This window comes from Streptomyces xanthii, assembly GCF_014621695.1.
GTDB classification, from domain to species: domain Bacteria; phylum Actinomycetota; class Actinomycetes; order Streptomycetales; family Streptomycetaceae; genus Streptomyces; species Streptomyces xanthii.
On record NZ_CP061281.1, the window covers coordinates 31,306 to 55,393 of the forward strand.

Consider the following 24,088-nt stretch of genomic DNA (forward strand, 5'->3'; position numbering starts at 1 on the left):
CACCCGCCGAATCCCCCTCCGCCGGTCGCCGTGCACCAGAGCCGGATCAGCGACAACGACTCCCTGATGGCGGGTAGCCAGTGGAAGCCGAGTCCGCCCAGCGCGACCGCCGAGATCATGACCGGTCCCGTGCAATGCTCATCGCCGGTCGTAGTGGTCCAGGGGCGACGCCCTCCCCCGTGATCGCGATATGGTGATGCAGAGTGTGCAAGTCGCATGCAGACAGAGGAGCGGCATGGTTACTCGGGCGACCGACGCGGGGACGAACCAGAGTGTGGAACGAGCCGTATCGGTGCTGCGCGCGCTGGATTCGGGGCGGGCCGAGCTGCGAGTGTCCGACGTCGCCGAACTGACCGGGCTCGGTTCCTCCACGGCGTCGCGGCTGCTGTCCACCCTGGAGCGGCTCGACATGGTCGAGCGGGACCCGGTGAGCAGTCTGTACCGGCTGAGCCTGGGCACGCTGCCGCTCGCCGCGACCGCCGTCAACCGGCATCCCGTCCACCGCGCGGCGCGCATGGTGCTGCAGGAACTGGCGGCGCGGACCGGGCTCGGCGCGAATGTCGCTGTGCGCCGCGGGGACGTGCTGATGTTCCTGTGCAACTTCGAGGGGACGCGCGCCCCGAAGTCGTACACGCAGGCCGGGCACACGGCGCCGCTGCACGCGACCGGTATCGGCAAGTGCCTGCTGTCCGGGCTGTCCCCCAAGGAGCGGCGCAGGCTGCTGGTGGAACCGCTCGAGGCGCACACGGAGTTCACCACCGTCAGCCACGATCTGCTCGACGAGGAGCTCGCGGCCGTGCGCCGGAGCGGGTACGCCGTTGAGGCCGAGGAGCGGGCGCTGGGCCGGGCCTCGCTGGCGGCGCCGGTGCGTGACGCGTCGGGCGAGGTGGTCGCCGCGGTCTCGCTGTGGGGGCCGACCTCCGTGCTCGGCGGGCAGGATGCGCAGGGGGTTCCCGAGGCGCGGACGGCTCTGGCGCGCGAGGTGATCGAGGCGGCGGACGCCGTCAGTCAGGCGCTGGGCGCCGTGTGAGAACGGCCCCGGCCGGCCCCTCAGCGGAAGGGCCGGCCGGGGCCGTGTGCTTACTCTCCGTATGCCTTGAACGCGACGACGTGGGCGTGCCGGGCGCCGTGCGTCGCGTCCACCTTCAGCCGTAGGGCGCTCGTGCGGACCGGGGTGTCCAGGCGGTGGATGCGGTGGCGGCGGCGGTTGCCGGTCACGGCCAGCAGGGTGTGCCAGGTGCCGTCGGGTTCGAGGGCCTGGACGCGGTAGTCGCGGACGAGTTCCGGCATGATCTCGAACGGGGTGCGGTGGCGGTGCAGGTTGTTGAGGTACTCGTCGACGTCGTCGTCGAACACCACGCGCACTTCGGCCAGTTCCCGCTCCCGGTCCCAGTCCAGGCGCAGCCACTCGTCGGCCCGGGCGGGGTCGGTCAGCGGCTGTGAGGACCACATCTGGGGGCCTGCGTAAGGGCGTTGGAAACCGCCGACGGCCTGTTCGGGGGTGAAGGCGCGGGTGTCGGGGGCGGTCCGGAAGCAGAACGTGTGGCGGCGCAGCCCGCGGGCCTGCCATTCCAGGACCAGCTGGCCCTCCTCCTCGGGGATGTCGTGGTCGACGGCCGCGTCACCTTCGGCCTTGCGGCGCAGGGCGAGGACGCCGTCGACGCGTTCGGGGAGCAGGACCAGCGCGGTGTCGGGGCAGGCGCGGACGATCAGGACGGCGTTGCCGGGGGTGTCCGGCCGGTGGTCGAGGCGGGCGGTGACCCAGTGGGGGCCGCCGGGCGGGACGGTCACGGTGGTGGTGGACAGGTGGTCGGCGGGGACGGCGTTCTCGGGGCGGCCCGTGCCCCACAGCTCCACCGTGAGCTCTCGGCCGTCGTCGGGGGCGCCGTGGACGAGCAGATCGACCGTGTCGAGTGCGGGGTCCACCGGCAGGAGGAGCGCGAGGTCGCGGGTGAGCGGGTACGGCTCGCCGGGCGCGGCCCGCGTCGGCTCGGCGGCGAGGCGGCGCAGGTGGGAGGAGGCACTGACCCGGGCGGAGCGGGCGAGGTCGGCGGGGTCCTCGTCGCGTATGCCGATGACCGAGGCGTCCTGCTTGAGGAGCGTGCGGCGCACCTTCTCGGGGTGCTTGTGCGCCAGCTCTCGCGGGGTCAGGCCTTCGGTGACGCAGAGCGCCGCGGCGGTCCCGGCGGCCTCGCCGAGCGTGGCGCAGGTCGCCATCACGCGGGTGGCGCCGAAGGCGATGTGGGTGGCGGAGATGTTGCGGCCGGCGAACAGCAGGTTGGTGACGTTCACCGAGTACAGGCTGCGCAGCGGGATGTGGAAGATGCCGTCCGCGTAGCGCTGGCGGGCGCCGGGTTCGTCGGCGTACATGCCCTGGACGGGGTGGAGGTCGACGGACCAGCCGCCGAAGGCGACCCGGTCCTCGAACGGCCGCTGCTGAAGGACGTCCTGCTGGGTGAGGACGTGGTCACCGACGAAGCGCCGGTACTCGCGCTTGCCGGGGATGCTGCCGACCCATTCCAGGGTGAGGTTCGCGGCGTCGGGGAACTCACCCGAGTTCTTGATGTGGTCCCAGATGCCCATGATGACGGCCTGGAGTTCGTCGCGGATGCGCTCGTTGTCGTGGACGGTGTCGAGCTCGCCGCCCCATTCGATCCACCAGTAGTCGCAGCCGTTGTCGCCGGTGCGCAGGACGCGGTTGCGCAGGATGGGCGTGCTCGACAGGTCCTTGGCGTGGGCGGGCGGGACGAACTTGACCGGGTGGCCCGCGTCCTTGGTGTGGAAGAGGATCGTCGAGCCGAGCAGTGCCTCGTCGGCCTCTTCGGGGGCCCAGGGCTCGCCGTGCTCGGAGCGTGCCTCGCGGCCGGTGCGGTAGCGGGCGCCCGCGAGATGACCGAGCAGGCCGTCGCCGGTGCAGTCGAGGAACTGCCGCGCGTGGAAGGTGATGCGACGTTCCGATCCCATCATCCAGCCGGTACATGAATGCAACTCGCGTGCATCATGTGGGCCTGTGGCGTCGAGCTCGCGGACGTCGGTGTTCAGGTACAGATCGAGGAGCGGTTCGGCGAGGACCGCGTCGAGGACGACCTGGTCCCAGTAGTACGGGTTGCCCTCAGGGTTGCGGTACTGGTTCTCGGTGTAGAGCTCGCCCATGATGCCGGTCTCCCGCGCCCACCGGTGCACCCCGTGCGCGGTGGCCCCGCACACCCATACGCGCACTTCGCTGCTGGCGTTCCCGCCCAGGACGGGCCGGTTGTGGACCAGGGCGACACGGCGCCCGAGCCGGGCGGCGGCGATGGCCGCGCACGTTCCCGCGAGCCCTCCGCCGATGACGGCGATGTCGTAATGGGCCTCTTCTTCCCGCACGGTGCGGCCTCCTCGGTGTGATGCTGGGATGCGGCCATGAACGTACATCACATGCATATTGTGCAACTACTGTTCAGCCAGTGGGATCTGCTGTAAGTTCGCGCCGCAGCGGAGGGCGCACAGTGGCCGCCGCGTGCCGGACAGAGCCGCGCAGAAGGCAGGGTGAGCAACATGACCGACGAGACGACGCAGTACAGACCACGTCCGCGCGACGCGGAGGGCGCCGCCGGGGGTACCGCCGAGGACACTGCCGGGGGCGCCGGCGACACGGGCCGGGAGGCCGATCCCGCCGGGCTGCGCAAGGTGATGGTGGCCGCGGGGCTCGGCCACTTCGTCGAGTGGTTCGACTTCGGTATCTACGGCACCCTCGCGGTGATCCTGGCCCACCACTTCTTCCCCTCGGGCAATCCGCAGGCCGAGCTCCTCTCCACCTTCGCCGTGTTCGGCGCCGGGTTCGTGATGCGTCCGCTCGGCGGCCTGTTCTTCGGCTCGCTCGGCGACCGGATAGGACGCCAGCGCACCCTGGCGATCGTCGTCCTCGCCACCTCGGCCTCCACGCTCGCGATGGGCCTGCTGCCCACCCACGCGACGGTGGGCGCACTCGCCCCCGTCCTGCTCGTCCTGTGCCGGCTGCTCCAGGGGTTCGCGGCGGGCGGGGAGAGCGCCGGCGCGACCACGCTGCTCGCCGAATACGCCCCCGAACGCCGTCGCGGCTTCGTCACCTCCTGGATCGACGCCTCCGGCTTCGCCGCGTTCGTCGCGGGCTCCGGCATCGTGCTGCTGCTGTCGGCCACGCTGCCCGGGGACGCCATGGACGACTGGGGCTGGCGCCTGCCGTTCCTTCTGGCCGCACCGCTCGGCATCGCCGGTGTGTACCTGCGCACGCGTCTGGAGGACAGCCCCGAGTTCCGCAAGCTCAAGAGCGAGGGCAACCACTCCCGCTCCCCGCTGCGGGAGAGCTTCGCCACCGCCCGCACGGCCATGCTGCTGTGCACCGGGTTCATGCTCGTCAAGGCCGTCGGCCACTGGGCGCTGCAGACCTTCATGCCGGGCTATCTGCAGACCACGCTGGAGTTCAGCCGGGTCCAGGCCTTCGCCATCACCACCGCCGGTCTCTTCGTGGTGGCCGCCGCGGTGCCGTTCATGGGCGCGCTCTCGGACCGGGTCGGCCGCAAACCGCTGCTGATCACGGGCTGCGCCGGGTTCGTACTTCTGTCCTGGCCGGCGTTCTGGCTGCTCAGCCGCGGCAACGCCGTCCTCGCCGGGGTCGCGATGATCGTGCTCGGCCTGTGCATCGCCGCCTTCGACGGTGCCATCTCCGCGGCGCTCGCCGAACTCTTCCCCACCCGCGTGCGCTACGGCGCGATGGCCGTCTCCTACAACCTCGCCACGGCCCTGTTCGGCGGCATGACCCCGTACTTCGCAACCTGGCTGATCGGCGCCAGCGGCTACGACCTCTCCCCCGCCTTCTACCTGATGGTCGTCGCCCTCGTCTCCGGCGCCGTCGTACTGCGCGCCCGCGAGACCGCGCCGCTGCGGCCCGCCGCCTGACCCCCCTGCCCACCCACGCCCCGAAGGAGTCAACCGTGCGCAATGTCGGCGCCCGCGCGTTCACCACGTCGGCCGCGGCCCTCACCGCCGCGCTCACGTTCGCCGCGACCGCTCAGGCCACCACCGCGACGACCGTGGTCGAGAAGGTCCCGTACGCCATGGACTCGTCGAACCAGGCCGCCTGGTGGACCCCGGCGGCCACCTACAAGGGCAACGGCGAGTACACGTACTTCGCGTTCAATGAGCCCGGCACGACCGCGACCACGCACCGCCCGGCTGTCGCCCGCCGCGCCCCGGACGGCACCTGGAACCGGCTCCCGCTGCTCAGGAGCGACGGAACGCAGGCCGAGTACACCGACGACAACGGCCACAACCAGCCCTCCGTCGCCCGCGACGGCAGCGGCCGGCTGCACGTCTTCACCTCCATGCACTGCGACACATGGCGCTACTTCCGCTCCGACACGGCCGGCGGCGCCCTGACCGATCACGCCGGCGGACTGCCCGACCAGGGCGCCGGCATCACCTACCCCGTGCTGACGACCGCCCCCGACGGCGACCTGTACCTGGCCGCGCGGGTGGGCTGCGGTGCGGACCAGCGTCCCGGCAAGCTCTACCACTGGGACAACGCCACTGCGACGTGGAGCGTGGTCGCCACCTTCGGCTCCGCCCTGAACCGTTCCGTCTATCCCGACGACCTCCAGGTCGACGCCGCCGGTCGCGTCCATCTCCTGTACGAGTGGTCGAAGGCCCCCGCGTCCGGCTTCCGCCACCAGCTCTCGTATCTCCGCTACGACCCGGCCACCGGGGAGTTCGCCGACCACACCGGGGCCGCCCTCGCCGTCCCGACCACACCGGACACCTCGGACGTCCTCCAGGGCCTGACCGCCGGCGAGGAGTGGAGCACCGACAACACCGGGTACACCGGGCCCGCCGTGCAGAGCGCCAAGCTGACCCTCGACGGCTCGACGCCCAAGGTCGCCTTCCGCTACCGCTCGGCCGACAGCGCGGGCGACTTCCGGGTGTACTACGCCTACCCGAGCGGTGCCGGCTGGGTGCGGCAGACCGTGTACGCGGGCGGGCAGACCGCCGCCGCGATCGGCATCACCTGGGACGGGACGGAGGGCAAGCGCGTCTACTACGTGACCGCCTCGGGAGCCGACCGTGTCTTCGTGGCGACCGAGGCGGGCGGCGCCTGGACGTCGTCGTCACCCACGCCGGGCCTGACGGCGGACCGGCTCGCGGTGCGCCGGGACACCGACGGGCAGGACGTGCTCTATCTGCCGGACACAGCCCACAACTCCCTCTACTACGCCCGCCGTTGAGGCCGGACCCGGTCCCGGGCGAGGCCGCCTCAGGTCGCGGGCTGCCGGCTCGCCAGATACTCCTCAAGGCCCTCGCCCGTGAGCGGGTAGTAGTCGGACAGGATCCCGCCCTCGTCGAGCCGGCGGCGGGCGAACGCCTCGCGGTCCTGGTGCAGCAGCGCGTCGTCGGCCAGCGGGATCGCGCTGTGCTGCGGCACCACGACCGCGCCGTCCTCGTCGGCCACGATGAGATCGCCCGGGGTGACCAGCGTGCCGCCCACCCCGACCGGCACGTTGAACGCCGCGGGGAACAGCTCGGTCTGCGAGGCGTAGTGCGGTGTGACGCCCGTGCACCAGATCGGCACCCCGAGGGCCCTGACCCGGGCCGCGTCCCGCACCCGCCCGTCGACCACGATGCCCGCGCCGCCGCGCAGCTTGAAGTAGCGCACCAGCATGTCGCCGAGGCAGCCGGTGAAGTGGCTGCCGTGGGCGGACACCACCAGCACGTCGCCGGGCCGGATGGACTCGAGAACGCCCCACAGCGCCGTGTCGCGCTCGGCGTCCTCCTGCTCGGCCCCGTTGAAGACGTCCTCCCGGCGCGGCAGGAACTGCAGGGTCACGGCGCCGCCGGTGATCTTGACGTCCGGCTCGCGGTGCAGCGGCACGGGGCCGTCGATGAAGGTCCGGGTGATGCCCATCTGATGCAGCTTCGCGCAGGCCGTCGCCGCGCTCACGTCCTCGAGCGCCTCCACCATGCGCGCGGTCGGCCGTGCGTAGGGCGCGGTGTGCACCGGCGCCCTCATCGACTCGTAGATCCGGGTCTCCCCCGTCGACGGCGTTCCTCGATCCCTGCTCGGGTTCATTCACTTGCCTCTCCGCGTGCTCCTCGCACGCAACGCCAGTGACAGCATCGCCTATCGATGGTAGATAACAGCCAATCGATTAGCGATGTCAATGCCATCAGTCAACGCCCCCAGGAGTCCTCCGTGCCCTCCTCGCCCTCCAGGCCTGACTCGCCCTCCGTACCCCGCGCACCCGCCGGCTGGTTCGAGGCCGCACGCTTCGGGCTGTTCGTCCACTTCGGCCTCTACAGCCTCGCGGCGCGGCACGAGTGGGTGCGCAGCCGTGAGGCCATGTCCCAGCAGGCGTACGACCGTTACCTCGAGCATTTCGACCCGGACCTCTTCGACGCCCGGGAGCTGGCGCGGGCCGCGCGCAGGGCCGGGATGCGCTACGCCGTGCTGACCGCGAAGCACCACGACGGCTTCTGCCTGTTCGACTCGGCGCACACCGACTACACATCGGTGCGCGTCAAGGGCCGGGATCTGGTGGCCGAGTTCGCCGACGCGATGCGCGCCGAGGGACTGCGCGTCGGTCTGTACTACTCGCTGCTGGACTGGCACCACCCGGACTTCCCCGTGGACGAGCACCATCCGCTGCGCGGCACCGGGGCCGCCGGCGAGCCGCGGGATCTGGCGCGCTACCGCTCGTATCTGCGGGCGCAGGTCAGGGAGTTGCTCACCGGGTACGGGCCCGTCGATCTGCTCTTCTTCGACTTCTCGTACCCCGGGATGGGTCCTGAGGAGTGGGGTGCGCGCGAACTGCTGGCCACGGTGCGGGAGTTGGCGCCCGGCATTCTCGTGAACGACCGGCTCGGCGTCCCCGGCGACTATGTGACGCCCGAGCAGTACCAGCCCGATCGCCCCGTGGAGCGGGACGGCGTCCCGGTGATGTGGGAGGCCTGCCACACCCTCAACGGCTCCTGGGGCTACGACCGCGACAACCACGACTACAAGGACCCCGCACTGCTGGTGCGGATGCTGGTGGAGTCGGTCGCGTGCGGCGGCAATCTGCTGCTCAACGTCGGGCCCACGGGCCGTGGCGCGCTGGATCCGCGGGCGGAGGGAACCCTGCGGGCGATCGGCGAGTGGACCCGGCTGCACGGGCGGGCGGTGCACGGCGCGGGACCGAGCCCGTACCGGGCACCCGCGAACGCCCTCTACACGCGGTCCGGGCGCCGCCTCTACCTCCATCTGCTCGCCTGGCCGCTGCGCCATGTCCATCTGCCGGGGCTGGCAGGCCGGGTGCGCTACGCCCAGTTCCTGCACGACGGCTCGGAGGTCGCCTTCCACGAGATCGACGGGGCGCGGCACGAGCACAACAACCTGGCTCCCCCGGGCCGTCCGGCGGGCACGCTCACTCTGACGCTCCCGGTGGCGCGGCCCGATGTGCTGTTGCCGGTGGTCGAGTTGTTCCTCGACGAGGACCCGGGAAAGCGGTTGCCGCAGCACTCTTGAACATGCGCGGGCGGCCCCCCTAGCATCAGTAATCGATAGACGATTACTGGCTCGCGTGGCAGCCGCATCTCACATCCCGCGACCCTCCCCCCTTCGGCCGGACCCCTCGTACCACTCGTCACGAGCTCCGCCCGAACATGACCTATCGATTATCTACGACCGCAATGGAGCGTGTCCCATGAGAGCAATGTGGCGCCGGACCTGTGCGCTCGCCGTGGCTCCGCTGGTGATGGCGTCGGCCGCCGCCTGCGGCGGCGGGTCCGACCAGGCCGCGGAGGGCACGACCCTCCGCGTGATCGTCAACATCACGCCGAACCTGACGGAGAAGTACTGGAACGACCTCTTCGCGAAGTACGAGAAGGCGCACCCCGGCGTGACGGTCAAGCTCGAACTGACCGGCACGGTCGCGGCGGACGCCAAGCTGCGCCAGGACCTGGCCGCCGGCGACCCGCCGGACGTCGCACAGCAGATCACGCCGACCGCCGAGACCGCCTCGCTCTTCGCCGACCTGTCCGACCAGTCCTGGGCGGCCAAGACCCCGCTCGCCGACCAGTACAAGGTCGACGGCAAGCAGTACATGGCCGGGGTGGGCGAGCAGATCCAGTCACTCGTCTTCTACAACAAGGCGGCCTTCGAGAAGGCCGGCCTGGACGCCACGGCGATCAGGACCATGGACGACTTCACCGCCGCCATGGGCAAGCTCAAGGGCGCAGGCTACGCGCCGCTGCAGACGGCGGGCCAGTGGGTCACCGGCGGCCAGTTCTCGATGATGGCGGACGCGGGCGTACTCACCGCCGACCCGAAGTGGACGGCGAAGCGCAACGCGAAGAAGACGTCGTTCGCGGGCAGCGGCTACCTCCCGTATCTCAAGGCCTACAAGAGCTGGATCGACAAGGGCTACCTCCAGAAGAGCGCCCTCGGTGTCACGTACCCGGACGGCCAGACGGCGTTCCTGAACGGCAAGTCGGCGATGTACATCATGGGTTCGTTCTTCGTGCCGGCCGCCGACGCCGCGAAGAAGAGCGACGACATCGGGGTGTTCACGATGCCGACCGACGGGGTGTACCCGTCGGGTCAGTTCGGCAACGTCTCGAACCCGTACGTCGTGGTGAACAAGTCGCCGCACAAGGCCGAGGCGATCGAGTTCGTGAAGTGGGCGACGACCGACCCGGAGGCCATCAAGAGCCAGCTCGCCTCCGACGCGAACCTGCGCCAGGGCTTCTCGTACCCGATGTCGAGCCTGGGCACATCGGTGCAGAAGATCCTCGACAAGGCACCGTCGGTGATCGTGAAGTCGGGTGAGAACCAGCCGGTCGCCGGGTTCAGCGACGAGCTCAACAAGCAGATCCAGTCGCTGTACACGGGCGCGTCCCCGAAGGCCGTCGCGGACGGATTGGACAAGTGGTGGGACGCGCAGCAGTGACCCGAGGTCGGCGGCGGGCTCGTGTCCGCGAGTCCGCCGTCTCCCTCGGCATGATGGGCCCGGCGGTCCTGCTCTACACGGTGATGACGGTCGTGCCGGTCGGCGTGGCCGTGTATCTGAGCCTGACCGACTGGGACGGCTTCTCGACCGCCGCGTTCATCGGGTTCGACAACTACACGCACCTGTTCGACGAGCCGAGTTCGACGGACGCCTGGTACGTGACCGGTCTGATCTCCGTGGCCGGCACGGTCCTCATGGTGGGCCTTGGGCTCGTGTACGCCCTCGCCCTCAAGGGGAAGTCGCGCACGAACTCGTTCTTCCGGGCGGTCGCCTACTTCCCGCACGTGATCAGCGCGCTGATCCTCGGCTATCTGTGGGCGGCGATCCTCGGCACGAACGGCGCCGTCAACAACACCCTCGCCAAGTTCGGCATCGAGCCGGTCGGCTTCCTCTTCGACGAGAAGTTCGCGCTCGTCTCGCTGATCGCGGTCATCGTGTGGGCGGGCTTCGGCTTCAACGTGGTGCTGTTCGTGGCCGCGCTGCAGACCGTGCCGGCCGAGCTCCTCGAAGCCGCCGCGATCGACGGCGCGAACAAGCGGCAGATCAATCTGCGGGTCGTGATCCCGATGATCGCGCCGGTGGTGACCGTGGCGACGGTGCTCGACCTGGTGGGGCTCATCCGGGCCTACGACATCGTGGTGAGCCTCACCGGCGGTGGTCCCGCCGGGTCCACGCAGACGTTCACGTATCTCATTCTCGCCCGGTCCTTCGAGGGCACCAAGGTCGGTTACGCGACCGCTCAGGCGGTGTTCCTGATGGTGGTCTCCGCCGTGCTCGCCCTCCTCGTGACGGCGCTGCGCAACCGGCAGGACCAGGCAGCGACGGGTCGGTAAGGAGCCGGTGGTGGTCGTAACAGAGGCGCTCACGACGCGAAAGGGCGACAAGCCGAAGGTCCGGCCGCCCGAACAGGACGACACGGTGCGGGCGGAGCGCGAGGGGACGCGCTCCCCGGTCCGCTGGGTACTGCTGAGCGTCCTGTTCGTCGTCATGGTCGTGCCGGTCTATCTGCTGGTCGTCAACGCGTTCAAGTCGCAGCAGGACATCCTGAACAACCCGTTCTCGATTCCCTTGTCCAGTCTGACCTTCGAGCACATGTCGGCGGCGATCAGCAGCCCGCAGTTCAACGTGATCGGCGGGTACGGGTTCACGCTGTTCCTGGTCGTGATCGTGGACGTGCTGTGCATCGCACTCGCCGGCCCTGCCGCGTACGCGATCGCGCGCAGCCTGAAGAAGCGCACGCAGCTGGTGCTGCTGTACTTCCTCGCGGGTACGTTCATCCCGGGTGCCGCGGTGATCATCCCGGTCATCTACGTGCTGCGGGAGATCGGTCTCGCGAACACGGTCACCGGTCTGGTCGCGCACGACGTGGCGTCCACGCTGCCGGTGAGCATCTTCCTGTTCGTCGGGTTCATCCGCACGATCCCGGTCGACATCGACCACGCGGCGACGATCGACGGCGCGGGCCGCTACCGCACCTTCTGGACCATCATCTTCCCGCTGATGCGTCCGGCGGTCGTCACGGTCCTGATCCTCAACTCCATCGGGATCTGGAACGACTTCGTCTCCCCGCAGATCCTGCTCAGCCCGTCCTCCGGGCACTACACGGTGACGACGGCGATCTACGCCGGCATCAGCCAGTACTCGACGGACCTCACGAAGGTCTTCCCGAACCTGCTGCTCGCCGTCGCGCCCGTCGTCATCTTCTTCATCTACATGCAGCGCCACATCATCAGCGGACTCACGGTGGGCGCCGTGAAGGGCTGACCTCCGCGTTGTCCGCGTCGACCTCGGAAGAAAGGATCACTGAGTGTCCAGGAGATGGAGACATCTGTCCGCGGCCGCCCTGCTCACTGCGCTGACCGTGGTCGCGGCCGGTCATCCGGCCGCGGCCCATCCGCCCAAGTCTCAAGCGGGCAAGACCTATTACGTCGGCCCGTACGGCGACGACGCGAACGACGGCAGCAACGCCACCCACCCCTTCCGGCACATCCAGAAGTGCGCGGACGTCATGGTGCCCGGGGACACGTGCGAGATCGTCTCGGGTTCGTACGAGGAGACGGTGGTCCCGGCCCGGTCCGGCACCGCCGAGCTGCCCATCACGTACAAGGCCGCGGTGGGCGCCGACGTCACGGTGAACGGGGCGTCGCGACTGACCGGCTTCGATCCGGTCACCGCCGCCGATGTCACCGAGATCGCCAAGAGCGATCCGTTCGCCGCCGGCTCGCAGTTCAGCGACGCGGTGGCGGCCGGGCACATCTACAGCACCGACGTGGACCTCGGCGCGGATGTGTCGACGGTCCAGGTGTTCACCGAAAAGAAGATGGACATCGAGGCCCAATGGCCGCATCCCGGCCTGGACCTGCTGGGCCCCACGCTCCAGTACGCCGGTGCGGGCAGTGCGGACGCCACGATCTCCGACGCGGCCCTGACCCGTCCGGCGGGGTACTGGGACGGCGCGCGTGCCCTCACCGGCTACTGGTACATCTCGGCCACCGGCACCGTGAAGAGTTCGGCGGTCGGCTCGGTGACCCTCGACGTGGCGCCGCCGTGCGTCCACAAGGTCGTACCGAACGAGACCCGGTACGCCCTCTCCGGGAAGATCGGTGAACTCGCGCGCCCCGGCGAGTGGTTCTACGACCCGACGGCCAAGAAGCTGTACGTGTACGGGGACGACGACCCGGACAACCACCGGGTGGAGGCCAAGCGGCGCACCCTGGGCTTCGACCTGTCGGACACCAGCCACACGACCGTGAAGGGCATCAAGCTCTTCGCGACGACCGTGCGGACGGGCGACACGAGCACGGGTGTGACCCTGGACGGGATCAAGGGCCAGTACCTGTCGCACTACACGGACATCACGCGTGGCGCGACGGACTGCGGCACGACGGTGACGCGGGGTGTCTCGGACACGGGCCTGATCATCAACGGCACCCACAACAAGGTGGTCAACAGTGATCTGTCGCTCAGTGCGGGCAACGGCATCGCGCTGCGCGGCCAGAACAACACCGCCACCGACAATGTGATCCACGATGTCGACTACATGGGCACGTACGCGGCCGGCATCGCCGTGCAGGGCAACAGCCAGACGGTCACCCACAACACGATCTCGCGGGTCGGCCGCAGCGGCATCAACCTGCAGTGGAACACCGTGGAGGGGCTCGAACCCGGCAAGGACGTGATCGCGTACAACGACGTCTCGGGGTACGCGCGGCTCAGCCTCGACGTCGCCGCGATCTACACCTGCTGCAGCGCGTACATGATGGGCTCGTCCCTCGACCACAACGTGCTGCACGACCCGGATCCGAGCACCAAGTCGTCGACGTTCGGCATCTCCGGCATCTACGCCGACAACGGGCAGAGCGACCTGGTCATCGCGAACAACGTGGGCTGGGGCAACCGCGAGGGCACGGTGATGCTCAACGGGCTCGGGACCGGGTCGCACGACAACCTGGTCGCGGGGAACACCGGAGGGATGACCCTCTTCTACGTGAAGGAGCCGGGGCAGTCGACCGGCACGAGGATCTACAACAACATCGGGACGATCCGGGGCCTGAGCGGCGCGACCGACGGCGGGCTCGTGCTGTCGAACAACCTGCCCCCGGACGTCGATCCGCTGTTCGTCGACGCGGCGGCGCACGACTACCGGCTTCAGGACGGCTCACCGGCACGCAACGCGGCGATCGCCCTGCCGGGCATCAACGACGGATCGACCGATCCGGTGCCGAGCCTGGGCGCCTACCAGTACGGAGCGCCCCGGTGGACCGCGGGAGCCCGCCGTTAGCCGGATGACGAGGCCGGACCGCACGGCCGAGGCCCGAGCCGGGATTCCGGCTCGGGCCTCGGCCCTCGTGCGGTGGGGGAAGCGTCAGGGCTTCTTGGCCGCGGCCTTCCGCGGCTTCTTCGCCGCCCCGGCCGCCCTGGGCGCTCTCTTCGCGCGGGCGTCCGGGACCGGTCCGCGGCCGGCGGCGTGGTCGGCGAAGGCCGCGGCCGCCTTCTCCGCGTCGCCGGCACGCAGCAGCTCGACCAGGCGGCCGTGCTCGTCGGCCATCGCGCTCCAGTCGCCTTCGAAGAGCGGGTCCGAGATGGCGCGCAGGGCCCGCAGGCTGGGCTCGACGACCTCCCACATGCGGGCCAGGAACGGGTTGCCCGCGATCTGGCTGACCAGCGTGTGGAACTCGATGTCGGCGTCCCGGAACCGGCTCACGTCGTGCGCCGCGACCGCGGCACGCATCCGCTCCACCAGCGCGTCGAGCTCCCGCAGATGGTCGTCGGTGAGGTGCTCGGTGGCGAGCTGGGCGGCCAGCCGCTCCAGCGGTTCGCGCACCTGGCGGGCGTACTCGGCGTCCTGCGAGGAGATCTCGACGACGAAGTGCCCGCGGCGCGGGACGTGCATGAGCAGGCCCTCGCGGGCGAGCCGCTTGACCGCCTCGCGCACCGGGGCCTGGCTCACGCCGAGCCGCCGCGCGATCTCCGACTCGACCACGCGCTCGTTCGGCCCGAGGTCGCCGTCGACGATGGCCTGGCGCAACAGGTCGTACACCTGGTCCGAGATCAGGGTCTTGCGGAAGCGGTCCTTGTTGGTGGCCAGCGTGGAGACGAATCCAGCCGACGCATTCGATGTCATGGATTCCCAATCGTGCGACGGAGCGAGCCGGTTGTGCCATGATACGCGCTCATCGTCTATCGATGGTCTCCACCAGCCGCTTCGCCAGCCACTCCAGTTTGACGACCTCGTGGGCGGGGCCGCCGCCCTCGTGATCGTTGTAGGGGTAGACGGACATCCGCTTGTCCGGCTCGCCCTGCCCGCGCTCGGCGCCGTAGTGGTTGAAGGCCGCGTACACGGTGGACGGCGGGCAGATGTGGTCCATCAGGGCGACCGAGAAGAGGGCCGGCGCGGTGGCCCTGCGGGCCAGGCTGACGCCGTCGAAGTAGGCCATCGTGCGGGCGACCGTGGCCGCGTGCTCCCGGTGCCGTTTCACGAACTGCGCGACCTCGACGTACGGCGGGCGGTCGGTGATCGTGGTGGCGCGCGGGAAGTGGCACAGGAACGGCACGTCCGGCATGACGCCGACGAGGTCCGGCACCAGTCCCGCCGCGGCGAGCGCGATGCCGCCGCCCTGACTGGTGCCGGTGACGACGACGCGCGCCGGGTCGACGTCGGGGTGGGTGCGCACGGCGGCGACGGCGCGGACCGCGTCGGTGTAGAGGCGCCGGTAGTAGTAGCGGTGCGGGTCGAGGACGCCGCGGGTGAGGAATCCCGGGGCCGCGGTGTCGCCGGTGGCCGGGTCCGGGTCGGGGGTCTCGGCTCCCTGACCGCGGGTGTCCATGACGAAGTGGGCGTATCCGGCGCAGGCCCACAGCCGCGTCTCGTGCGGGGCTCCCCGGCCGCTGCCGTATCCCAGGTACTCCACGACGGCGGGCAGCGGGCCGGTGCGGGTCACCGGCAGGTGCAGCCAGCCGCGCACCGGATGCCCGCCGTATCCGGCGAAGGTCACGTCGAAGGTGTCGACGGTGGCCAGTCCGTTGTGCACGGGGGCGAACGTCGCGGCGGTGGCGAACTGCTCCTGCCCCGCGAGGGTCTGCTGCCAGAACGTGTCGAAGTCGGCGGGCTCCGGCAGGTCCGGGCGGTATCTCTCGAGCTCGTCCAGGGGCAGGTCGAAGAAGGCCATGGAGCGTCTCCGCGGGGGTCGGGGCCGGCCCTGCCGGGCCGGAACAGGAGGTCATCACCTATCGATTATCGAAGGAATCGAATCAGGGGGATTCGCGGCGTGTCAACCACTCAGCCCGTACACCCGCACGGCGTTCGCGTGCAGGACGTCCTCCCGCTGCCGTGCAGTGAGGCGGGCGAGGCCGAGCCGGGACAGGCCCAGCGAGTCGGCGCGGCTCCCGCGGGGCAGGCAGATCGGCCAGTCGGATCCGATCAGGCAGCGCTGCGGGCCGACGGTGTCCACGACGCGGCGGACCAGGGCCGCGACCCGTTCGCGCGGGACTCTGTGCTGCTGTGTCAGCAGGCCGGAGATCTTCACGACGAGGTTCGGCTCCGCGGCGGCCCGGTCGAGGTCCGCGTACCACTCCCCCGGGTCCGTGCGCAGATTCGGCGGGTTGCCGAGGTGGTCGACGACCACGGTGACCGCCGGATGACGGGCGGCCACGTCCGCTGCGGTGCGCAACGCGCCTGCGAGGAGGTTGAGTTCGAGCACAGCGCCGGTGTCGGCGAGGACGGGGAGCAGGGCCCGGGCGGGCTCGGGGGTGTCCGTCCAGCGCGGCCCGCCGAGCCGCATTCCGCTGGGGCGGCTCTCGTGCGGTTCCGTGAGCAGGGCGCGCAGCCGGTGCGGGCCGGCCGCGGCGTGGACGTGCAGGTTCGCGACGTATCCCGCGACGAGGTCCGGCCGCAGCAGCCGCGCCGCGCGCAGGGCGTCCGTCTCTCCGGCGTCGCCCCGGGACGCCTCGACGAGGATCGCCCCGGACAGGTCCGGGGCCGCGCCGGACGCGGCGAGGTCGTCCGCGTCGAAGGTCCGGTGGTGCGGGCTGTCGTGGCGGATCCAGGGGAATCCCTGGGCCGGGTCCCACAGATGGACATGGCAGTCGATCACGGTCGACAGCCTCCTCGGGGGTGGTTCCGGAGTGGCTCTGGGGTGGTTCCGGAGTGGTTCCGGAGTATTGACACGCCGGCTCGCGCCGGTGAGTCTAACCATCGGCTATCGATGGTCGATTGTGAAGGGTGGGGGCACGTGAGGCACGGGACCGAGCGGAGCAGCGCTGCGGACACGACGGAAGCGGTGCGTCGATGAGGGCAGGCGCCGGGCACGGTCCGCTCCTGCGGGCGGACCGCCCCGTCACGGAGATCCCCCGATGGGCCACGCTGGAGCGGGAGTTGTTCGCCCTCCAGGACAAGGCGTGGCGGGTGTTCGCCGACCGGTACACCGAGGGAGACGGGCGCCTCGTGTTCCGCGACACGCTGGGCCGGGGCCTGGACGGCCGCGACGGCGTGGACGACTTCTACGAGCCCTTCTTCAACTGGCCGACGCTGTACGTCCTCGGCGGCAGCACGGAGCTCCTGGCCGCCGCGCGGCGCCACTGGGAAGGGGTGAGCGCGCAGCTCACCGAGATGGGCATGCTGGAGGGCGGCCTGGAGCGCGGCTACGACTGGTTCCACCAGGGCGAGGGGCTGCTGCTGTTCTACGGGCTGTGCCTCGCTGATCCGGACGACGCCCGATTGCGTGAACTGGCTTGCCGCTTCGCCGACTTCTACCTCCCGGGCGGCCCGAACTACGACGCCGCGCACCGGGTGATCCGGGCGCCGCACAACGGGTCGGCGGGCCCCCGGTGGGGATTCAGCGACGAGGACGCCTGCTTCCCGTGGAGTCTCGCGCTGCGCCCTTACGGGCTGCCGCTCGACGGGATGCCCGACGTGATGTCCTTCGACGACCTGGCCGCGTCCCCCGAGCGGGCCCGCGCCTACGGCCGCGCGATGTGGGACCGGATGGGCCGCGGCGACACCGTCGTGAACCTGGCGGCGACCGGGCTCGCCACCAACGCGTATCTCCTGGGCGGCGGACAGCGCTACGCGGACTGGGTCGCCGAGTACGCCGGTGTCTGGCTCGAGCGGCTCGCGGGGCGCGACGTCGTCCCGGACAACGCCGGGCTGAGCGGCCAGGTCGGCGAGTACCTGGAAGGCCGCTGGTACGGCGGGCACTACGGATGGTCGTGGCCGCACGGGCTGTCCCCGGTCGCCAGCGGCACCCTGGTGGGCGCGTCCAACGCCACCCTGCTGACCGGCGACACGGCCTTCCTGGACCTGGCCCGCAACCCGCTGGACGCCGTGCTGCGCCGGGCCGAGCAGCGGGGCGCGGACGAGCGGGGCACGCTCGGCGAACGCTGGGACCCCCATCTCGCGGCGATGACAGCCGACCGCACCCTGATGGTCCCGCAGCGGCACAACGACTCCGGCTGGTTCGACTTCACGGTCATGCCGGGCCAACTCCCGTTGTCCCTGTGGCACTTCAGCCGGGCGGAGGCGGACCGGGAGCGGATCGAGGTGCTGCGGGCCGGCTCGCACTGGGACTGGTCGGCGGTGCACACCCAGCGCATCAAGGACGAGGCGGGGCACGAGGAACCCTGGTACGAGTTCCTGCAGGACCGCAATCCTGACTTCCCCGAGCGGATGCTGCGCAGTGCGCTCGCCTCGTGCCAGGAGCGGCTCGACGCCATCGCCGGGGACCCGGTGGACCCGGCCGTCGGCCCGGACGCGCTCGGCATCCACCACTGGCAGCAGCTCAATCCGGTGCTGACCGAGGCACTGCTGCAGCTGACCACCGGCTCTCCGCAGGTCCTCTACAACGGCGGTCTCGCCCATCTCCATCTGCGCTACCACGACGCCGTTGAGCGGCGCCCGGGACTGCCGCCCGACGTCGCCGCGCTCGTCACGGACATCAGCCCGGACCACACGGCGGTGGAGCTGGTCAATCTGGGCGGGGCGGCGCGCTCGGTGGTCGTGCAGGCGGGTTCCTTCGCCGAGCACGTCGTGCACACCGTCCGCGTCGACGAAGGCCCCGCGCACGAGGCCGGCGGCCCGTACTGCCGTGTGGAACTGCCCGGCCGTACGCGGGTGCGGCTGACGCTGGCCATGACCCTGCGGGCCGGCCGGCCCGCGTACGACCCCCCCTGGCAGGAAGCATGACGACCGCGTCCACGACCGACCGGGCCGCGCCCCGGACGCCCTTCGCCCTCCCCCGCATCGGCATCGGGACCGCGCCGCTGGGCGGGCTCTTCGAGGAGGTGTCCGAGCAGGACGCCGCCGCCACACTGCGCGCCGCTGCCGAGGCAGGGATCAGCTACTTCGACACCGCGCCGCGCTACGGGCACGGCCAGGCCGAGGAGCGCCTCGGCCGGCTGCTCGGGCCGGCCGGGATCACCGAACCGGTCATCTCGACGAAGGCCGGATGGCTCCTGCGCCCCGGGCCCGGCGGTGCGCCGGGCGAGGTCGTCACGGACTGGACGGAGGCCGGGATCCGCCGGTCCCTGGAGTCGAGCCTGGCCCGGCTGGGCCGGTCCTCGGTCGACGTCCTATATCTGCACGACCCGGACGACTACCCGGAGGAGGTCAGGCGCACGGCCTATCCGGCGGCACGAAGGCTGCGCGAGGAGGGGCTGGTGCGCGCGATCGGGTTCGGCATGAACCACAGCGCACCCCTGGCCGCGTACGTTGCCGAGTACGAGGTGGACGTGGTCCTGATCGCGGGCCGGTTCTCGCTGCTCGACCACGAGGCGCTGACGACGCTGCTGCCGCTGTGCGCGCGGACCGGGACGGCGGTGGTCGTGGGCGGCGTCTTCAACACCGGTCTGCTCGCGGACCCGTCACCCGACGCGATGTTCAACTACCGTCCGGTTCCCGGGCGGGAGCTGGCCCGGGCGCGGGAGTGCCGGGCGCTGTGCGCCGAGTTCGGCGTGCCCCTGTCCGCGGCCGCGGTCCAGTTCCCCTTCCTGCACCCGGCGGTCAGCTCGGTGGTCGTCGGCTGCCGCTCGGCGGCCGAGGTGACCGCGAACGCGGCGGCGGCCCGCTTCCCCGTCCCCGACGGACTGTGGGAGCGGCTGACCGACGCCGGGTTCGTGCCGCGGTCCTTGCTGGACGGCTGAGGCCTGGGTCGCAGCGCTCTCCTCCAGGATCATCCCGGGTGTCGGGCGTCGGAATCCCCTGGTGAGCCAGAGCAGGTACGCGAAGCCCGCGGTGAGCCGTCAGGTGCCGAGGGCCAGTGCGGTCGCACTGAGTCGGCTCATCAGGTGGCCGGTGACACAGGCGCCGGGGTGCCACGGTGGTCCAGTCGGCGAACGTCCCGCCGCCGCGCTCGCTGAGTTTCGGCGCTCGGCAGCGACGACGCCCGAAGTAGTCAGGTGATCTAGCGGATTCACGTGATGTGCCGCACGTGAGTGGTTGAAAGTCTGGTGTCCCGCACCCCCCGAAGGACACAGCACATGCAGATGGATCCACCGAGATCAGCGTCAGCAGCACCCACTTCCTGCACTCATTACGCGGCGGACACCGTTCCCGCCGCCCGGCGCCGGGCCTTCTGGCGTGAGGCCCTGGCCCGGACGTTCGGCGGCGTGGACATCGCCGTACCCGAGGAGGTGCGGTTCGGGACCATCCGCACTGCGGCGCTGGGGCGCGTGCAGGCGGTCACGGTGGAGAGCGAGCCCCAGGTGGCGCGCCGGACCCGAAGGCTCATCGCGTGTGCCGACAATGAGAACTACGTGGTCGTGAAGCTGTTGAGCCGGGGCGGTGCCCGCGTCGAGCAGGATGCGCGGGACAGCGTGGTGAGACCGGGGCAGCTCTTCGTCTATGACATGGCGCGCCCCATCAGCCTGGCACTCCCGGAGCCCTTCCAGACGAAGTCGTTGGTGCTGCCGCGAACAGTCCTCGGCCTCGGAGAGGCGGACGTGGCCCGTATCACGGCCACCCCGCTCGGCGCCGAGTCGGCGATCGGCGGTCTTCTCTCGCCGTTCCTGTCGCAGTTGGTGGACACGGCCGAGTCGTGCCCGGAACCGGCCGGCGAGCTCGTGGCCCGGAACGTGGTCGATCTGCTCACGGTCCTGGCCGACGAGCGCCGGGGCGCGGACACCCTGGAGTCACCCAGCGGTTCCCGGGTGCTGCTCACTCGGATCCGCGCGTTCATCGACGGCAATCTCAGTGATCCCGACCTGACCCCTGAGGTCGTGGCCCGCGCTCACCACATCTCCGTGCGCTACCTGCACAAGCTGTTCGAGGGCGAGGGCATCACGGTCAGCCGGTGGATCCAGCGCCGGCGTCTCGAGGAGTGCCGGCGGGCGCTGGCGCGCAGGGACGCGACGCGCACCACGGTCGCCGCTGTCGCCCACCGGTGGGGATTCACGAGCGCCTCACATTTCAGCCGGGTGTTCCGGGCCGCGTACGGGCAGTCCCCCGTCGACTGGCGGGACTCCGCGGCAGCAACGCTCGGCGCACCGGCCGCCCGGCCGGCCGAAGGGAACGAGGGAGCGCACCGCGAAGCCGCGTGACCAGACGCCCATCTGTCAATTGTGCGATGAGCTGCACTTCTTGTCATAGTGACCCCCTGAGGTCGCTCCATCACCGTTGACGGTGGCGGGGAGCGGCCCACCTGTATCAAGGGGGAGGGCAAGGTGGCGGGGTCGGGCGGACCGCTGTCGCGTAACGGGCTGCGGGGCCGTGAGTCAGAGCTTGCGGAACTGCGTACCCTCATCTCCTCCGTAGCCCGTGACGGTTGCGGCGCTGTCACCCTGCTGCGTGGCGAGGCCGGCATCGGAAAGAGCACGCTGCTCGCGGAGGCCATCGCGCTGGCGGAGGGCGCCGGGTTTTCCACCGGTCTCGGCAAGGCCGACGAGTTGCACCACCTCGTGCCGTTGTCCTCACTGGCAGGCTGTCTCCTCGGCGGCGCGCGGCCTTTGCTGTCCGGTGACGCCTTCGCCGACCTCGCCCGCCATCACGATCAGCGGATCCGGCTCGTGGAGCGACTCGCCGAAGTGATCGAGGCGCGGGCCGGCCACACGCCGGTGCTCATCGCGCTCGACGACGTGCAATGGGCCGACCAGCTGAGTCGCTTCGCGCTGCGGCAGCTGCCCGCGCGGCTCCAGAGTTCCCCTGTCCTGTGGCTGCTGACAGGTCGTTCAGGGCCCACGGCCTCCGGTGAGGAAATCCTCGCCGCCGCGCGTGGCCGGCTGCCGGTGAGTACCTTCCAGCTGGGGCCGCTGTCCCCCACGGCCATGAGTCGGCTCGCCGGCGACGCCCTCGGTACTGAGGTCGACGAGCCGACCCGGATTCTCCTCGAGGGGGCCGGTGGAAATCCTTTCCTCGCGGTGGAGTTGCTCCAGGGGCTGCGTTTCGAAGGTGGTTCGCAAGGGGTTTCCGGCCGGACCACGGAACGGGACAGGCCCCGCGCCCGGGACACGAAGATCGAGGTGCAGGGGGTCGGCCTCCCACTCCATGACTCAGCCGGGTCCGTGCCGACCGGGCTCGTGACGGGGGTGCGCGGCAGGATCGATTCGCTCGGCCCGGCCACGCGTGACTTCCTGCGGATGGGGGCCGTCCTGGGCCGCCAGTTCGCCTTCGCGGACGCGGCGGCGCTCTGCGGGCAGCCGCCGTCCGCGCTGATCACGGCGCTCGACGAAGCGGTGCGGACGGGGCTGCTCGAGGACGACGGCAAACTCCTCTCCTTCCGGCACGACCTGCTGCGGCAGGCGGTCTACAGCGACATTTCGCCGTCGGCGCGCAACGCGCTGCACCGGGCGGCCGCGCACCGTCTCGTCGCGTCGGGGCACCGGCCGATCGACGCCGTGTCGCACATGCTGCTCGGTGCCGAGGCGGGTGACGAGGAGGCCGTCGCGCTGCTGCGTCAGGCAGCCGACGACGTGCTGCCGGTGACACCCGGGCTCGCGGCCGACCTCATGACACGCGCCCTGGAGCTGATCTCGCCCTCGGAGGCGGCCTGGTTCGACATCGGCGAGCAGGCGATAGGCTGTCTGATCCGGGCCGGCAGGAATCGCGAGGCGCTGACGACCTGTGACCGGCTCCTGGACGCACATCCGCCGCTCGCGGTGTTCGGGCGCCTGCAGGCCGCCCTCGGTGGGGCGCTGTGGAACCTCGACCTGGCCGAGGAACTGTGCCGCCGCACGGAGGCGGCGCTGGCCGTGGGCAGCACCCCGCCCGAGGTGGGGGCGCGCCTGCGTGCGCTGCGTGCGCTCGCCCTGTCGCGCGGCCGGGATCTGGACACGGCGCGGGCGGCGGGTGAGGAGGCGCTGGCGGCGGCCGTCTCGGCCGAGGACCGCCAGGCGCACGTCCTGGCGCTGGCGGCGCTGGGCGAGGTCGCCCTCAATTCGGGCGACGGCAGTGCCGCGGTGACGCGTTTCACGGCGCTGAGCGTCGTGGACGGTTCGTTCCGTCCCGAGGAGGTCGTCGCCCTTCAGCACATGGACCGGTTCGACGAAGGCGAGGAGTTGCTGCGGCGAGCGGCGGACGGGGCCGGTTCGCATCGCCAGGCCATGCTCCTGTGGGCGCAGGCCCAGCAGCATCTGGGGCGCGGCCGGCTCGACGATGCCGAGGCGCACTTCGTGACGATGGAGGCGTTGGAGGACGCCGTCCAGATTCCGGTGCAGCAGGTCAACTCCCGGGTGGTGCGGGCCTGGATCGCTCTGCAGCGGGGTGATCGCGCCGGGGCCGGGGAGCAGTTGACGGCGGCGCGGCAGCGTCTGGCGGTCAAGCCGAATCCGGGCAATCGTGCCGCCGTGGGCTTTCTCGAGGCCGTGCTCGCCGGACACGACGGAGACGTCCGGGTGTCGGCGCAATCGCTGCGGCGGTTGCAGGAGATCGGCCCGTTCATGCGCTGGCGGCTGCTGCGCACCTGGGTCGGTCCGGCGGTCCGGGCAGCTCTGCTGGCCGGGGACCGTGCGCTGGCCGAGGACTTGTCCGCGCAGGCGGCGGCTTACGCCGAGCGCAACCCGGAGGTGCCTACCGCGATGGGGATCGCCGCCCTGACCGCCGGTCTCACCGCTGGTGATGTCGGGCTGCTCGAACGCTCGGTGACATTGCTGGAGGCAGGGCCGCGCCCGATGGTCCTGGCGGAGGCCCGCACCGAACTGGGGCGGGCTCTGCTGACAGCGGGACGGACTACAGAGGCAGCGACTGTTCTCGCGCTTGCCCGAGACGCCTTTGTCGTCTCGGGCGCGGTGGGTGCCGCGGCCGGTGTGCGGCGGCTGCACCAGGGTCCGGGCGGCGCTTCGGCGGCCGGTGCCGGCACCACCGGCCGCGCCCGCCCCGTGCAGGGCTGGGAAGCTCTCACGGCGTCGGAGCGGAAGGTGGCGCGGCTGGTCGCCGCGGGGCACACCAACCGGTCGGCCGCCGAGGCCCTCTTCGTCTCCCCCCACACCGTCAACACGCATCTGACGTCGGTCTTCCGCAAGCTGACCGTGACGTCGCGGGTGCAGCTGACGCATGTGGTGCTGGCCCGGGGCGATGCGGAGTAGACCCCTCCGACCGTCCGTATTCACACATCCGTCACACTTTCATGCGGTACTCACCTCCCCACCGCTGCGCGGCATGCGCA

Annotated in this window: 17 protein-coding genes; 12 read left to right on the top strand and 5 right to left on the bottom strand. The window is 70.9% G+C overall.

The features are described 5' to 3' along the window. The first annotated feature begins 274 nt into the window (after nt 1-274). Nucleotides 275-1,030, top strand: coding sequence for an IclR family transcriptional regulator (locus IAG42_RS00180; RefSeq protein ID WP_262928298.1), 756 nt, complete (start codon nt 275-277; stop codon nt 1,028-1,030). A 50-nt stretch (nt 1,031-1,080) separates the two neighbouring features. On the opposite strand, the gene IAG42_RS00185 is transcribed toward IAG42_RS00180, so the two are convergent. Then, nucleotides 1,081-3,366, bottom strand: coding sequence for an FAD-dependent oxidoreductase (locus tag IAG42_RS00185; protein WP_188334941.1), 2,286 nt, complete (start codon nt 3,364-3,366; stop codon nt 1,081-1,083). A gap of 171 nt (nt 3,367-3,537) precedes the next feature. Between IAG42_RS00185 and IAG42_RS00190 the strand changes: the two genes are divergently transcribed. Beyond that, complete coding sequence (locus tag IAG42_RS00190) at nt 3,538-4,917, top strand: MFS transporter (protein WP_188334942.1); 1,380 nt, start codon at nt 3,538-3,540, stop codon at nt 4,915-4,917. Between the two features lie 35 nt (nt 4,918-4,952). Beyond that, complete coding sequence (locus IAG42_RS00195) at nt 4,953-6,239, top strand: BNR-4 repeat-containing protein (protein WP_188334943.1); 1,287 nt, start codon at nt 4,953-4,955, stop codon at nt 6,237-6,239. Nucleotides 6,240-6,268: 29 nt separating this feature from the next. Here IAG42_RS00195 and IAG42_RS00200 read toward each other — a convergent pair whose 3' ends face one another. After that, nucleotides 6,269-7,081 (bottom strand): RraA family protein, encoded by an 813-nt coding sequence (locus tag IAG42_RS00200; protein WP_223205777.1) that lies wholly within the window; start codon nt 7,079-7,081, stop codon nt 6,269-6,271. Between the two features lie 123 nt (nt 7,082-7,204). Here IAG42_RS00200 and IAG42_RS00205 point away from each other — a divergent pair, with 123 nt between their 5' ends. From IAG42_RS00205 to IAG42_RS00225, 5 genes are all read left to right on the top strand, one after another. Then, complete coding sequence (locus IAG42_RS00205) at nt 7,205-8,515, top strand: alpha-L-fucosidase (protein ID WP_223205778.1); 1,311 nt, start codon at nt 7,205-7,207, stop codon at nt 8,513-8,515. A 178-nt stretch (nt 8,516-8,693) separates the two neighbouring features. After that, nucleotides 8,694-9,938 (top strand): ABC transporter substrate-binding protein, encoded by a 1,245-nt coding sequence (locus IAG42_RS00210; RefSeq protein WP_188334945.1) that lies wholly within the window; start codon nt 8,694-8,696, stop codon nt 9,936-9,938. Further along, complete coding sequence (locus tag IAG42_RS00215; protein WP_223205779.1) at nt 9,935-10,831, top strand: carbohydrate ABC transporter permease; 897 nt, start codon at nt 9,935-9,937, stop codon at nt 10,829-10,831. The genes IAG42_RS00210 and IAG42_RS00215 overlap by 4 nt, the downstream gene beginning before the upstream one ends. A gap of 10 nt (nt 10,832-10,841) precedes the next feature. Beyond that, on the top strand, nt 10,842-11,762 hold the full coding sequence (locus tag IAG42_RS00220; RefSeq protein ID WP_223205780.1) for a carbohydrate ABC transporter permease: 921 nt from the start codon (nt 10,842-10,844) through the stop codon (nt 11,760-11,762). 43 nt (nt 11,763-11,805) lie between these two features. Beyond that, the gene (locus IAG42_RS00225; RefSeq protein WP_223205781.1) at nt 11,806-13,779 is read left to right on the top strand and encodes a right-handed parallel beta-helix repeat-containing protein; all 1,974 of its coding nucleotides are present in this window, start codon (nt 11,806-11,808) and stop codon (nt 13,777-13,779) included. Between the two features lie 84 nt (nt 13,780-13,863). Here IAG42_RS00225 and IAG42_RS00230 read toward each other — a convergent pair whose 3' ends face one another. The 3 genes from IAG42_RS00230 to IAG42_RS00240 form a co-directional block, all read right to left on the bottom strand. Further along, on the bottom strand, nt 13,864-14,622 hold the full coding sequence (locus IAG42_RS00230) for a GntR family transcriptional regulator (RefSeq protein WP_188334946.1): 759 nt from the start codon (nt 14,620-14,622) through the stop codon (nt 13,864-13,866). Nucleotides 14,623-14,671: 49 nt separating this feature from the next. Further along, nucleotides 14,672-15,667: an acetylxylan esterase gene (locus tag IAG42_RS00235; protein ID WP_188334947.1), complete on the bottom strand. Its 996-nt coding sequence runs from the start codon at nt 15,665-15,667 to the stop codon at nt 14,672-14,674. A gap of 102 nt (nt 15,668-15,769) precedes the next feature. Further along, a complete protein-coding gene (locus tag IAG42_RS00240) occupies nt 15,770-16,591 on the bottom strand; it encodes an amidohydrolase family protein (protein ID WP_188334948.1) in 822 nt (273 codons plus the stop codon). 194 nt (nt 16,592-16,785) lie between these two features. Between IAG42_RS00240 and IAG42_RS00245 the strand changes: the two genes are divergently transcribed. The 4 genes from IAG42_RS00245 (at nt 16,786) to IAG42_RS00260 (ending at nt 24,008) form a co-directional block, all read left to right on the top strand. Then, nucleotides 16,786-18,678, top strand: a complete 1,893-nt coding sequence (locus IAG42_RS00245; protein ID WP_188334949.1) for a hypothetical protein — start codon at nt 16,786-16,788, stop codon at nt 18,676-18,678. Beyond that, nucleotides 18,675-19,634, top strand: a complete 960-nt coding sequence (locus IAG42_RS00250) for an aldo/keto reductase (RefSeq protein WP_188334950.1) — start codon at nt 18,675-18,677, stop codon at nt 19,632-19,634. The genes IAG42_RS00245 and IAG42_RS00250 overlap by 4 nt, the downstream gene beginning before the upstream one ends. 342 nt (nt 19,635-19,976) lie before the next feature. Beyond that, complete coding sequence (locus IAG42_RS00255; protein ID WP_188341106.1) at nt 19,977-21,029, top strand: AraC-like ligand-binding domain-containing protein; 1,053 nt, start codon at nt 19,977-19,979, stop codon at nt 21,027-21,029. Between the two features lie 123 nt (nt 21,030-21,152). Next, nucleotides 21,153-24,008, top strand: coding sequence for a helix-turn-helix transcriptional regulator (locus tag IAG42_RS00260; RefSeq protein ID WP_188334951.1), 2,856 nt, complete (start codon nt 21,153-21,155; stop codon nt 24,006-24,008). Nucleotides 24,009-24,088: the final 80 nt, after the last annotated feature.

Excerpts from the sequence above, each read along its gene's own strand:
- IAG42_RS00190 (WP_188334942.1), top strand. The coding sequence starts at position 3,538 with ATGACCGACGAGACGACGCAGTACAGACCACGTCCGCGCGACGCGGAG.
- IAG42_RS00200 (WP_223205777.1), bottom strand. The coding sequence starts at position 7,081 with ATGAACCCGAGCAGGGATCGAGGAACGCCGTCGACGGGGGAGACCCGG.
- IAG42_RS00210 (WP_188334945.1), top strand. The coding sequence starts at position 8,694 with ATGAGAGCAATGTGGCGCCGGACCTGTGCGCTCGCCGTGGCTCCGCTG.
- IAG42_RS00230 (WP_188334946.1), bottom strand. The coding sequence starts at position 14,622 with ATGACATCGAATGCGTCGGCTGGATTCGTCTCCACGCTGGCCACCAAC.
- IAG42_RS00235 (WP_188334947.1), bottom strand. The coding sequence starts at position 15,667 with ATGGCCTTCTTCGACCTGCCCCTGGACGAGCTCGAGAGATACCGCCCG.
- IAG42_RS00245 (WP_188334949.1), top strand. The coding sequence starts at position 16,786 with ATGAGGGCAGGCGCCGGGCACGGTCCGCTCCTGCGGGCGGACCGCCCC.
- IAG42_RS00250 (WP_188334950.1), top strand. The coding sequence starts at position 18,675 with ATGACGACCGCGTCCACGACCGACCGGGCCGCGCCCCGGACGCCCTTC.
- IAG42_RS00255 (WP_188341106.1), top strand. The coding sequence starts at position 19,977 with ATGGATCCACCGAGATCAGCGTCAGCAGCACCCACTTCCTGCACTCAT.